Raw genomic sequence first — 12,436 nt, 5'->3', positions numbered from 1 at the left:
AAAATTCTTAATAAAGAACAATAAGATAAAAGTATCATTTTATGAATATTTATGTCAACACTTATTCACCTGCAATAGTTCTATGAAACATTAATTTATTCAATAAGGATTGAATAAATTAATATTTTCCCTTTATAAAGTTTGTGCAAATAGAAACAAACGTCGGAGAGAAGATAAATTAACTTTATCTTTGTTCCCAAAAGGTACGATATTAAAATTACACTCTTCTCTTCTCGTATTAGTTAAAAACTTTAAAGATAATAGATGTTGTTTAAAGTTCTGTATAGCCACACAAGATTTATATTATTTTCCAATTAAGCACCCCAGCTACTTAACTGTTGGTGCCGTTTGAAAAACCTCTGTAACTTAACAATTACTCTTATTATAGGTATAACTCGTTTTTAGCTTGCTTGCTATATAATTCATTTAAATTGCACTCAAGGTTCAAAGTCTTGTGATTCATTTGATATATGGAGATACATTCGTCTAATTTGGATTTTTTAAAGCCTTATTTATATAAATTGCCCATCCCTTACCCAAACTCTTAGCATAATAATTTAATAGATCCATTTTTTTAATCAATGCATTTTAAAAAATATAGGCACTTATGAACTGTTTGCTGTAAAATCTGATTTTAAGAAACTCCTTGTAATATTAAACTATTTTATACATATTAGTTATAGAAAAAAGTAACAGATTTATTCTGAGGGGGTTATACTACACAATATTTTAGTATATAATATGATACGTTAAGAGGAGGAATATCATGGATAATTATGAAAATTATGAAAAAGGACTTTCTGAAGAATGGATTCTGTTAGTTGAAATAGCTATGAGATCCACTGTGACTAAGGAAGAATTTAAAAGATTTCTCGAAAATAAATCCTAAACAAATACTGTAGCAATAAAAAACATTAGATACCTAAAAAGTTTTGGTCTAATGTTTTTTATTGCTACAGTATTTGTTTATTTGCTAAAAACTCCTTAATTTCTTTAATAGACAGTTCTAGCTCTTTGGCTTCTCGTATAAGCTTTACCCATTCTTCATCTAACTCTTGCTTTACAGATTGGTGCGAACTATTCATAAAAAATACCTCCGGTTTCCCAGGTAGCCCAGCTGTCGTAGTAAATTGACCTTAGACCTGTAGCTTTGCGTCCTAATCTTTCAACTAGTTTGCCTTTGTCTGAATATGTAAGTTTATAACTATTTTACTGTATAGTTAGTGTCGGATTTTGTCACAATAAGTCAATATAATCAATGTTTAGACATTTATTTCAAAAACCACCTACTTTAAAACAATTGTTTATCTATTAATTATAACATGATGCTTATTAAAACTTTTATGTTTTTCAAACAATTTCTAGACTATTTAAAGTATCTAAGAACAAAACTATTAAGGAAACTCACTTTAGCTAAAAGGAAAATTAGAAGAAAAATATTAATCGTATGTTTATTTGATTAAAATAAACAACGATTAATTTCTGTTAATTTCTGTCTAAAAAGAGTTGTTGAATTATTTGACTTGCATTGGTTGTGTTCAATTTTTTCAAAACTAGCGCATTTCTTTTTTTGTAATAATATTCATTTCCAGTATTAGATTTATATAGTTGAACATTGATTAGGTTTAACGGTTTGTAAACTTTACGTACGGAATAAGTAATAGGCATTATGATCCTCCATCTGATAACATATTATTGCATAATATTACATGATTTACCTCGATTATTTAATGGGTAAAATGGATCATTGTATTGTTTTTTGAAATCTAACAAAACAATACAAACCACATAAAATAGTCATAAAGTTTTATTTAAATCACGATAACATTCTTAAAAAGATGTTATAATGCCTATATTTTAGCGTAAAAAGAACATATCTCATTTTACTCATTTAACGCCCTAAAATACAATTAAATCGACTATTTAAAGAAATAGGTCTTTATGGACTTTTTCTTTGTACAAGAATCATGACAGTTCGTAGTTTATTTAAGTTTTAAGACAGATTATTTACTGAAATTAAGTCAATATTATCTGTTATTAAAACTGCTGAACAGATTACGCATTAGTTACCAGCTACAAAAGAACTGTTTCCAATCGCAAATAAACCAACTATACGTTATTGAAGAAGCCCTTGAATATGATATTAAAGACATTATTATAGCCTCTGGTAAAGAAAAATGTACAATTGAGAATTACTTTGTTATATACTGATAGTCGGAAATAACTTATTATCAAAAGGAAAGTTTGATATTTTAGAAAAACCAAATTAATTTTCTAACGTAGATGTTCCTATATTCTTCAAGAAAAGCCAAAAGGTTTGGTGCACACTTAAGTTCATCGATAATGAACCATTTGCTATGTTATTAGGTGACGGTATTGTCAAAGCAGAAAAGCCATGTCTTAGTCAGTTTACAAAGGCATTAAAATTTGAATTAATTCTGTTACAAAGATACTTATTAATTGCATTAATTTTCTCCATAAAGGTCCTCTCTATCCCTAATCTTAGACATTAGTAGCATTCCTTTATATACTTTCATAATCAGCGCTTAAATTTGAAATACAGAGCCTGAAAATTAATTATGGTACAATACTTCTAACCAAAACCTATCTTCTATTTATTGAAGAGAATGGCTCCCTTTTTACACATATTCACCGATAAAATACATGTCGTTTTTTTGATCCATTAACAAGTGATAACAATACGCAAACTCCGGTTTTCGGATAAACATGATTTGCGATTTGATATCCTGATTATGATCAATTACTCTATTTTCCATCTGGATATGCTGACTATCAAAATACTCCTGTATGTGCATATATTCTTGAAAGTCCGAGTCATTAGTGTAAACACGTAAAACCGTATACATTTCATACGAGGTATCTTTCTGCCTGTGCTTTGTAAGTTTTTTCAAGGAGAATACTGAACTCTCACTCTTAAATTTCAGAGCAAACATTACAACAATCCACCCCGAAACAAACATAAGAGGATAAAAGAATCCACTATGAGTTAAATTAAACAGCTGACACGATACAATCAACACAACGAATGCCGTAATAGGTAGCCAATAATCGCTCCAAACGCCTTTGACATTCCTAATTACAATGGCTTTTATGCTTTCCACTTGTTCTTTTTCCATGCTCTCATCCTCTCTTTTTATTAAGCTACACGTCGCACATTTCCATTAAATCGGTCTTTCCAATACTTTGTATTTAAATCTCCCACTGACACACCTTGTGAACTGCTGTCATTAAGAAACTTACCATCTCCCAGGTATATTCCAACGTGTCCATTTATCTTATACGTATCAAAGAAAATGACGTCTCCGCGCTTCATTTCACTTGCCTTCACGACTTTACCAAGTTTGACTAAGGTATCGGTTGTCGTAGCACTGACCGGCCCTAAATCAACACCGGCTGAACTATAGGCCCACCTCACATATGAGCTACAATCAAATTTACGTGCGTTGATATCCCCTTGATTTCGTCCACCGCCCCATACATAAGGGCTTTTTCCGACAATAGATGACCCTACTTTAATCGCTTTTTCAATAGCCTCTGAACCTTTTGCAGAACCACCTTTAATGGAAACAGCTTCAACAGAACCACTTGTGTACTCTTTCATAAATCCCATGACTCGCGAAACGTACCAACTGGCATGATTGTATGCAAACACAGCCTTTTGATAGTTTCCGGAAGCTCCACCATTTGCGGCCAGATAATTTGCTGTTGAATACATGGCATCCGTCACATTATAAGGATCAGCTTTTCCGTCCCCATCGCCATCAACCCCGAAACCACCGTATTTTGATATAGCAGCTGGACTCATTAGAGTTTCTTTGGGAATAGAGGCGTCACCGAGCCTAGTTCCTCCTGGAAAAGACCATCCCACCCATGTTTTTACCATGAATTGCGTATGGCCAATGGCCCCAACTGAAGAGGTATTTAAGTCCTGTCCAAAGTTCGTTTCGACACGATGAATCGCAGCAATGAGTGTCCAGGGGATATTGTATTTCTCACCTGCTGCTTTATAAATAGGAATATACTCTTTCGGTATCTGACCTTCCCCGACCTTGGATATTTGAATATCTCCGAAATCTACAGCTGTACCGTCCAATTCTGCTACGTCTTCCTGATCTGGTAAAAGGATACCAAACACACTTACCATAGCCATCGCACTTACGACGACACCTAATGCTAGTAAAGCTGCCATAATAGCTAGTAAAATTTTAGACCTTCGTTTGGTAGAATGATTTAATTTATGGATGGGCTTAATTCGGTACGTTGACACGAACACCCACCACCTTATATCCGGCCTCTTGCTTTTCAAGTGTGACTAAATACCAATCTTCCTCTTGTTCAGAGTTTCCGTCTACGTCGTACACTTCCCCTTGCATAATGACATTCCATTGAATCACATCGGTATTATCATTTGAGACCTCTGTCGTTTCAAGGTTTTTGGGGACAACCTTATCATAAGTAAGCGTACCTCGCTCTTTTTGTTCTTTATAATTTTCATACATGTCCTCTGACATATAAGGCTTAGCTTTTTCAATATGTTCTGAAGGGTTTTTAGCATTAAAACTAGCAAAAGCTTTGACAAACTCTTTTGCGATTTCTTTCGTACTCTGTAAGTCTTCGTTTGTATTTCGTTGTGTCTGATCATAGGGATTTTTATTGCCTTCTGTAGACTCTTCTTTCTCTTGTTGAACAGATTCAGAAGAAGGATCCTGCTTCTCCCCTTGCGAAGAAGCAGGCTTTTCTTTTGAAAAAAAAGAACTAATCATAATGCCCAAAAAGACAACGACACTTAGAAATACAAGCATTTTCTTTTGTTGAACACTCATGAAAAGCCCTCCCTTTTAATCTTGTTGAGACTGTCGTCTCATTTGTTCAATCTCTTTAGAACGGTCTATATGACTTCCATTTGATTCATTCGCAACAGAAGCTTCTTCTTTCCCTTGCTGAATCTCTTGTCGTGCCTGTTGTTGCCTCATTTGTTTATGAAGTTGCTGATTGGTTTTGTCTGTTTGTGGTGGTTTAGGTTGTGCTTTTAACGGTGCATGCTCTTGGTTGAATTGTTTCGTTGAGACGTCTCCACTAGCTGGAACTAAACGGCGAGAACTTTGAATGGGTGCTTGCTGATTTCCTGAACGAGCTTCTTGGCGTCTCATTTGCTCTACAACTTTACTTGATTGAGAAGAACTTGATGTTTGCTGCGGCTGTGCTTTTAATGGTGAGTTTTCTTGTGTTTCTTGTTGTCTTATTTTTTTCATGACTTGTTCATTTTGTTTCCCCGAAGTAGGTCCATGTTCTTTTATACTCTCTTGTTGAGGTCCTTTAGGCTGTGCCTTTAATGGTGCATGCTCTTGTTTTTTCTGTTGCCTATCAATCTGATTAGACACAGCTTGATTATAATTTGATGCCTGATCCTTTTTGTGAGGATTAGGAATTACACCATTTTCAGACGATAAATTATTTTTCCGTTCTTTATCTTGTCGTTTTTTAAACGGCATTACATTTCGTTTTGGTGTATCTTCAATTACGTTCCCATTGCTATCGATAGGCTTATTTCTTCGTAAAGTAGGTTTATTACTTTGTCGTTCCATTGCTTTTTCCATCTGTTCTCTAGCTCTAACGTCTGTTGTTCCCCTTTGGACAGATCTCGAACGTGAATGTACATTGTCCCCTGTATAAAATGGCTCTACGTGTGCATATTGACGTTGTGCATCTCGAAATTTAATGGCATCCACTTTTTGTCTCCAAGCTTGTTGGATTTGTTGCTTCTTTTCTGAATAAATCTTATATCCAAAAAGCTGTTTTTGAAGAGCAAATATGGCTGCAACCACAATTAGAACGGCTACAATGGTTTGAGCATAGGCCCAATTATTCTCACTCGCGACTTTATAAGTGATGTTAACAAAACTAAATAATAAAATGAGTAAAACCGTCAGTCCGATACACATGGCCAAGAACCCTACTAACTTACCAACAAATTGTTTAGCGAACCGTTGAAACGTTGGAAAGATGCTAAGAAATAAAACAAATACCCCTGTAATGGCTGTTAGTAAGAAACCTACTCCATATATCTGAATGAATGTGGCTAAATAGCCTACCATTGCTAATATGACAAGTGCCGGAACCCAAATTAAGAGAGATAGAACAATCCGTTTATTTGTATGTTCTGGAGCAAAAAGAGAGTTTTCAGCATTCTTCTTAACTATTTTTTTTCGCTCGTCACTTCCTGGCTTTTTATTTAATAATTTTTTGACTGCTTCTTTCCCCTCATTTATTTGTGCTGGTGAAGCATTATCACCTTTTCCCCCACCAATAACACCGTAATTTGTTGTACCAAACTCTAGTAACAAGTACGGTTTTACAATCAATAAATCGTGCATTAAGTTCCGTATTCTTGATACACCATACCTTACGGATGATGTGTCCTTATAGCTTTGTGTAGCTTGATCTCGTTGTCTATCTTCGATCATTTCTTCTCTTATGGCTTCCTCATTCCCATCACCTAATGAGTAAGTAGAAGAAGTTAAAACAGCACCTGATATATAGTTACGAGCTTGATTTAACTGACCTAGTAGCTGATCACTATTTTGTACATAAACAGTGAAAACCGCAGATAAGAGCGCTGCCATAAAGAGCCCTGAAACGGTAGCGCGATATTTCTTTTGAGCAAAAGAATAGACCAGCCATCCAGCCACCATAATCATCATAAAGCCCATAAATTGACCGATTCCATATGTTCCACCCGTTTCTGAAATAAATCCAGTAATGTATGAAAGCATGCTGTCGATGATGTCAAAAGTGAACGCTTGCTCCATTAAGAAAATCCCAAAATTGACAACTACTAAGTATCCGTACCAAATGCCACTTAAGATTTGTTGTTGAAAGGCTGCGATGTTGTTATAAACTTTTTCATCTACTTTAAAAATATTAATAGAATCAAACCAACCTTTATCGTCATCATCCTTTACATACACATCAATGTCGTAGTTTTCCAGAGGTACTTCATTGTATCGAAGTAAAGGTGCATTTGTTTGTGGTAAATCACTTTTGGGCATTAATTCATCCATGACATTCGGTGCAGCTGCTGAGACTGATGAGAAAGGACATAAAAAACATAATATAAACAGTGCCATCATTATTTTTATATGAAGACTGTTTTTCACTTCTTGTTCCTCCTTTTTTCTCAATATTGCTCAATTAAGTCTGGAGTAAAGTCTTCTTTCATTTGCTTATCTATACCTATTGAATAGTATCTTTTATGTTTTGCTATCTCCCCATTTACTGTTACATCTTGTTTAGTTGCTCCACTGTAGTATTCATTTGCAAAATACTGATTTTGTTTTTTAGTAATACCTACTGTTATGTTTTTTGTTTCTTCAGTACGGAAATCTTTATATTTGAATTTATAGATATATTTTTCATCTGGATTAAGGACATACTCCACTACTCCATAATGCTTAATTTTTTGATTTTGATATTGTTTATAATCGTCATTAATATCTGCTTTAGCTTCTTCCAAACTGTCATAACTTTTGTGCTCTCCCATTTGGTCTTCCATTTCATAAACTTTATCTTCTGCGCCTTGCTCTACGTATGTGGCGTACTGTAAAGCTGTTTTACAAGGCTCAATTTGTTCGCATGTTTTTGGTTTTGGCTCTGTAGTAGCTTCATCATTCCCACAACTTGCAAGCATACCAACGATCGCAATAGTCGAAATAAAGGCAAGTACCTTTTTCATATTTAGTCTCCCTCTCTCTAAACCTCTTAAAAGGATTAACCTTCTATACTTGGTTTGCAAGTTCTCTCACGTCTACCGATGTGTCAAAGGCATCAAATAAATGTTCTTGCAAAATACGAACTTGCATGACACCCGTTCGTTGATGCAAGTCACGATATAGGCAATAACCCGACTGCATTTTAGGCATCATATCTTCTAACCCAGCACTATCTTCTAGTTTCATAAACTCTTGAATCGTTTCGATTTCCTCTGGTATATCGGTACGGAAACAGTAGGCCGTACCAATTTGGCCACGCATACTACTTGGAATATCCATTAGATTTTGGGTCATTAGATAAATGGGTGAAAACAAAGAACGGCCTTCACGGAATAAACGATCAATTAAACGTTCTCCGGCTGGGTTTTGGAAGAAGTTCCATGCTTCATCAATCGCCACAACCGTTAATTCATTCTGGAACATCCGTAAGAACTTCATCATGTAGGCCGTTAGACTAAACAAAATGGCGACGGATACAATGTTTGCTTCTGTGTATTCTTCTGCAGATGTGCTCTTTTTGGGTAGCTGTAAATTATCAACTTGCAGCACATTAAATTGGTTCGCATAATTCAAGACGTTTTCATCATTCATACGCTCCCCGAAAATCAAACGAGCCAGGGACACATCTTCAAATTCTTCTAAAATGGAAGCTAACTCTAATGCCATTGGACGATGATCTTCTGGTAACGTGTCATGTTCTTGTACTAAGTTTCGCAACTCGTCTTTGACAAATCGGATAGATGGATCTGCCAATTGACCAACACGCTTAACGGCTTTGGTGACAATTGAGCTTTTGACGCTATCATTTCGAATATTGATATTTAACAAGTAATAAATAATCTCTCTTGAAACCTCCACGGCTTCGGCCCGATTATCAAATAAAAGAAATGGGTCTAACTTTCCGGCATCTTCATCCTTGGTAGAAAAGGAGATAAAGTTGAGCTCGCTTCCCAATTCCGTTAATTTTTCATCCCATTTACAGATGTCCTTCCGTTCGGATTTTGGATCCAACAGCAAGACCTTGCCCCCACTCAATGCGGTCTCATAAATATCTCGATTAGCAGCCATGGATTTACCAGAACCCGTTTTTCCTGTATATACCGTGACAAGCGACTGCGTAAGGGCTGCACCTGATGCAGCAAGACCAGGTAAGACATAAACAGCCGTGCCACTTAAGGTTCTTCCTGCATAATAGCCGTATTCATCGCCCAGTTCTTGTCGGTTTCCAAAGAAGCTAGCCGTCACAGCATTAATGTCTACGTCTTGGATAAACTCCGTTACATAGCGTCTGGAACCTGGTAAACATTCAAGCAAACTGCGTAATTGAAGGCCATATGTGTTTTGCAAGGTAATGCCCATTCCGGCATATTCATCAATAAGATCATTCACTCGTTGCATTAATTCATCTTTATCAGAGGAACTGACCGAGAAGATCGCACTCATTAAGTAGCCACCCTCTCGTTCCTTTTCTACATTGGAGATAATACTTTCAGCATGTGAGATCCCTTGATACACATTTGATCCTGCATCTTCTCCAAAGGTATTTAAATGGTTGGCTTGATCTTCTAAATTGGATTTCTTGCGACGTAACTTGCGCAATCGTTGATCCGCATCTTGATAACTCATTTTTAAATTAACGCCTACCGCAAAAGGTAAGGACCGTAAGGCTTCTAGCCATCGAGTTTCAGGGAAATGAATTTCTTCTGGCATGCCGACCATATGCAAGAACGCCACGTGGGTCTGATGATTGTAGCCTTTCGCATCAGTTTGATGCAGCGTTAAATATCGACGTGACCGAGGGTTTTCAATCCCCGTTAATTGAAGGTTAAGTACATCTTCTTCTGTCTGGATACGAGCAATAAGCTCTCCTCTTTTATTAAAAATAGGCGTAAACCGATCTTCCCAGTTCTGCCAATTAGGTGGAAACCGCAGTCCTATGTTAAAGATCCATGGAATTAATTTCGTCATCCCTTCTGGTGTAACAGGCATAAAGGTAAAGGGTAATCCTTCAAGCAACCGTGTGACCTCTCGATTAGCACGATAAATTCTTCGTAAGCGATCTTCGGTTAAATGAACATGACTATCTCCACGGATCTTGGCAAATTTCGAAGACACCCAATCTTTTAAGGCTTGATACATTTCCTTGTACGTCATATCCTCTGCCTCGTCATCTAGTGTGCTCTTACCTAGCTCAACACCAATATAAAAGTCATAGCGACGCTCTTCTGCGCCTAATTCATCACTTGTCTTAAGATAATTAAAAACAGATTGGATATGAGAGCTTGCTACGACTCGCAAGTTGCCACGAATCATCGATGCATATTTTTCTTGAACATCATCAATGGATTGACGTGTTGGCACAACGATACATTGAATTTCTCGCTTAATTTCTTTAAATAAGCGCTTCAACTCTGAGAAGTGAGCCATCAACTGGGCTTCTGAATCAAAACTCGTATGGAATCCACTAAATTTAAACCAGCCTTGATCTCGTGCATCCCTTGTTATGACTGTGTTTTGCCAAACAGCTATAATGTCGTTTTGGATATCCATTTCCATCACCACTCCTTACATCATTTTCGGTAAATAGGAATCTTGCGCTTATACGTGATTTTTTTTGCTTGCTCCACTTCTTCAAATCGAAAGAGCTCCTTTGGCTCCATGAACGTTTTGAACTTCACTTGCCAATAACGAATAATATTCATGTTTTCTTTCGTCTGAGAGCCAACGAGATAACCAAAGAACATGGGCGCCGCCATACACACAACAATGACTCGTGCAATTTTATTAGGGATCAGAGGGGTTAAAGGAACAACGAGAAGAAGACTGAGAAGAAAGAATATAAATATCACAATGATTTGAGTAACCGTAACAGAAAAGGGAAGCGAAATGCTTTCCCTTCCCCCAGCTAGTCCTCTTACGATATTTGGAATGGCAAAAATCTTGTTTGTACAATATCCCGTAACACGTCTCATGTATAGACCTCCTTAAGTTGAAAGACCAAAGAATTTTAAAAGGGAATCACCTAACGAAACGATGTTACTTGGACCATAGATGAAAACACCAATCACCCCGCCGAAGACCACAACCATAAGGGCACCACGATATTTTTTCATGACCAACGAACCGATAATGGCAAATAGCACCACCCAGATAAACACGGTTTGTAAAACCCCCATTACGTTTGTGTCCCCTTGACTACTAACACCTTGCAAATTAATGTCGCCTAGCATAAATGTGTGTAAGAAGCTTGTAAGCATACTGAATCCCTCCAATGGTTTACTTATTGAATGTCATATGAGACAGGTTTCATGTGTAAAATTTCAAACTTATCTTGACCATCGTTTTGAACATCAAATTCGTAGCTATGGTTGCTTTGAATGCCTGTATCTGGCTGTTCAAACTTGACTGAACATCTGACAATATACCTTCCTTTGGAAGACGGATCTTCATAAACCGATACGTTATTCAGAGATTTATAGTTCATTAATCCATTCAACGACTGCGCTTTTTTCGAGTCTTTAAAGAAGAACTTGGTTTCATCACTTCGATCTTTTGCTGTATAGGTTTTGAAGAACGATTCTAGAAAGCTTTGAACCTCATGATTGACAACTGAATCCATATTTTTGTTTTGTTCATTCTCAGAAACCGTGACGCGTTGATTTTCTTTTGGCATATACGGTTGTGGCAGATCAATGACACTATAACCGTTTTTGCCTTCGTAGACTCTCAATAGATAGTAAACGGTAGCCGGCTTCTCTTCTTTCGTTTTCTCTACTTTCTCTTTTCCATCTTTATCTTTCGATTTCTTCTCCACTTCTTTTGTTGCTGTGACCTGAACTTTTATGGATACATCTGAGATGTGGGCATCTTTTTGTTTAATAGAAACGACGTCACTACTTTCATAACGCTGGCTTCCAGGGAGATTGGCATAATCAATTCCAGCGTCTTTATCTAGACCGGTTGCTAAAAAGCTCTGCAAAGCCTCTTCCCTTGCTTTCTGTTTATCCTCACCTGGCTCAATGCTTGTGTACTGACGCATAAATTGGGTAGTAAAGTATTCGACAGCTTTAATATTTTGATTATTTTGACTTTTTTCTTCACTCGTACCTTGTTGTTGAGCTGATACTTTGTCTTCTAGATCACTAATAGCCAAGTTGTGGCGAAAGGCACTAAAGACTCCTAAAGCTATAATCACTAGACTTAGAACCATGACAGCTCTTCCTATAATGGCTGCTGTTGAGCGTTTCATCGTTGCTCGCTTAATCATCCGTTGTTCTTGTTGCTTTTCTTTTTCATCCCTCTTTAGTAAGTTCGGCATATACTTCTTGGATGAACCGACTTTTTCTTTTCCATTTTCTTTTGGCGCCTGTGAAGGGTCAGTAGAAGCAGGCTTCTTTTTCTTCTGCCATTTCTTCATCGTCATTCCTCCTTACTTTTTACCAAAGAACAAGAAGGCTACAATCGCTATGATGATGAGTGTACCTGTCACGCCATAACTTGCTACACTTTGGTTATAGAAAACCGAAAACTGTTCTTTCCCTGTCTCCCAAAGTACGTTCGCTTCTGGGAATGTCCGTAGGATGAAACTTCCTACGAGACAAATTCCAGCGATGTATAGAAGGGTTTTAAATAAACTACGAACCACT

The 12,436-nt window shown here is 36.7% G+C and carries 12 protein-coding genes and 1 riboswitch; of the genes, 1 reads left to right on the top strand and 11 read right to left on the bottom strand.

The window, feature by feature from the left end; genetic code table 11:
* Window positions 1-766: 766 nt before the first annotated feature.
* Window positions 767-889 (top strand): hypothetical protein, encoded by a 123-nt coding sequence (locus WKH56_RS32595; protein ID WP_342837577.1) that lies wholly within the window; start codon window positions 767-769, stop codon window positions 887-889.
* Window positions 890-953: 64 nt separating this feature from the next.
* Here the strand turns inward: WKH56_RS32595 and sinI are convergent, their stop codons facing one another.
* From sinI to WKH56_RS32540, 11 genes are all read right to left on the bottom strand, one after another.
* Window positions 954-1,085 (bottom strand): DNA-binding anti-repressor SinI, encoded by a 132-nt coding sequence (gene sinI, locus WKH56_RS32590; protein ID WP_342837575.1) that lies wholly within the window; start codon window positions 1,083-1,085, stop codon window positions 954-956.
* A 19-nt stretch (window positions 1,086-1,104) separates the two neighbouring features.
* A riboswitch (cyclic di-GMP riboswitch) is annotated at window positions 1,105-1,189 on the bottom strand.
* Window positions 1,190-2,639: 1,450 nt separating this feature from the next.
* Window positions 2,640-3,137: a hypothetical protein gene (locus tag WKH56_RS32585; RefSeq protein ID WP_342837573.1), complete on the bottom strand. Its 498-nt coding sequence runs from the start codon at window positions 3,135-3,137 to the stop codon at window positions 2,640-2,642.
* Between the two features lie 20 nt (window positions 3,138-3,157).
* Window positions 3,158-4,288, bottom strand: a complete 1,131-nt coding sequence (locus WKH56_RS32580; RefSeq protein ID WP_272816270.1) for a bifunctional lytic transglycosylase/C40 family peptidase — start codon at window positions 4,286-4,288, stop codon at window positions 3,158-3,160.
* Complete coding sequence (locus WKH56_RS32575; protein ID WP_342837572.1) at window positions 4,269-4,844, bottom strand: Tim44 domain-containing protein; 576 nt, start codon at window positions 4,842-4,844, stop codon at window positions 4,269-4,271. The genes WKH56_RS32580 and WKH56_RS32575 overlap by 20 nt, the downstream gene beginning before the upstream one ends.
* 15 nt (window positions 4,845-4,859) lie before the next feature.
* Entirely contained in the window at window positions 4,860-7,178 is a 2,319-nt protein-coding gene (locus WKH56_RS32570) for a CD3337/EF1877 family mobilome membrane protein (RefSeq protein WP_342837571.1), read from the bottom strand.
* 20 nt (window positions 7,179-7,198) lie between these two features.
* The gene (locus tag WKH56_RS32565) at window positions 7,199-7,753 is read right to left on the bottom strand and encodes a hypothetical protein (RefSeq protein ID WP_342837570.1); all 555 of its coding nucleotides are present in this window, start codon (window positions 7,751-7,753) and stop codon (window positions 7,199-7,201) included.
* Between the two features lie 43 nt (window positions 7,754-7,796).
* Window positions 7,797-10,217: an ATP-binding protein gene (locus tag WKH56_RS32560; protein ID WP_342837568.1), complete on the bottom strand. Its 2,421-nt coding sequence runs from the start codon at window positions 10,215-10,217 to the stop codon at window positions 7,797-7,799.
* Between the two features lie 143 nt (window positions 10,218-10,360).
* Complete coding sequence (locus tag WKH56_RS32555) at window positions 10,361-10,762, bottom strand: hypothetical protein (RefSeq protein WP_025753476.1); 402 nt, start codon at window positions 10,760-10,762, stop codon at window positions 10,361-10,363.
* 12 nt (window positions 10,763-10,774) lie between these two features.
* Window positions 10,775-10,966 carry a hypothetical protein gene (locus tag WKH56_RS32550; RefSeq protein WP_217599852.1) on the bottom strand — a complete coding sequence of 64 codons (192 nt, stop codon included), beginning with the start codon at window positions 10,964-10,966 and terminating at the stop codon, window positions 10,775-10,777.
* 104 nt (window positions 10,967-11,070) lie between these two features.
* On the bottom strand, window positions 11,071-12,207 hold the full coding sequence (locus WKH56_RS32545; RefSeq protein WP_342837567.1) for a conjugal transfer protein: 1,137 nt from the start codon (window positions 12,205-12,207) through the stop codon (window positions 11,071-11,073).
* A 12-nt stretch (window positions 12,208-12,219) separates the two neighbouring features.
* Complete coding sequence (locus WKH56_RS32540; RefSeq protein ID WP_025753473.1) at window positions 12,220-12,435, bottom strand: hypothetical protein; 216 nt, start codon at window positions 12,433-12,435, stop codon at window positions 12,220-12,222.
* Between the last annotated feature and the right edge of the window lies 1 nt (window position 12,436).

Source organism: Priestia sp. SB1, assembly GCF_038898415.1.
This window is presented reverse-complemented; position numbering and strand designations above follow the sequence as displayed.

What these genes read in the sequence shown, in the direction of transcription:
- WKH56_RS32595 (WP_342837577.1), top strand. Translation starts at nt 767, where the DNA reads ATGGATAATTATGAAAATTATGAAAAAGGACTTTCTGAAGAATGGATT.
- sinI (WP_342837575.1), bottom strand. Translation starts at nt 1,085, where the DNA reads ATGAATAGTTCGCACCAATCTGTAAAGCAAGAGTTAGATGAAGAATGG.
- WKH56_RS32585 (WP_342837573.1), bottom strand. Translation starts at nt 3,137, where the DNA reads ATGGAAAAAGAACAAGTGGAAAGCATAAAAGCCATTGTAATTAGGAAT.
- WKH56_RS32575 (WP_342837572.1), bottom strand. Translation starts at nt 4,844, where the DNA reads ATGAGTGTTCAACAAAAGAAAATGCTTGTATTTCTAAGTGTCGTTGTC.
- WKH56_RS32565 (WP_342837570.1), bottom strand. Translation starts at nt 7,753, where the DNA reads ATGAAAAAGGTACTTGCCTTTATTTCGACTATTGCGATCGTTGGTATG.
- WKH56_RS32560 (WP_342837568.1), bottom strand. Translation starts at nt 10,217, where the DNA reads ATGGCTCACTTCTCAGAGTTGAAGCGCTTATTTAAAGAAATTAAGCGA.
- WKH56_RS32555 (WP_025753476.1), bottom strand. Translation starts at nt 10,762, where the DNA reads ATGAGACGTGTTACGGGATATTGTACAAACAAGATTTTTGCCATTCCA.
- WKH56_RS32550 (WP_217599852.1), bottom strand. Translation starts at nt 10,966, where the DNA reads ATGGGGGTTTTACAAACCGTGTTTATCTGGGTGGTGCTATTTGCCATT.
- WKH56_RS32545 (WP_342837567.1), bottom strand. Translation starts at nt 12,207, where the DNA reads ATGAAGAAATGGCAGAAGAAAAAGAAGCCTGCTTCTACTGACCCTTCA.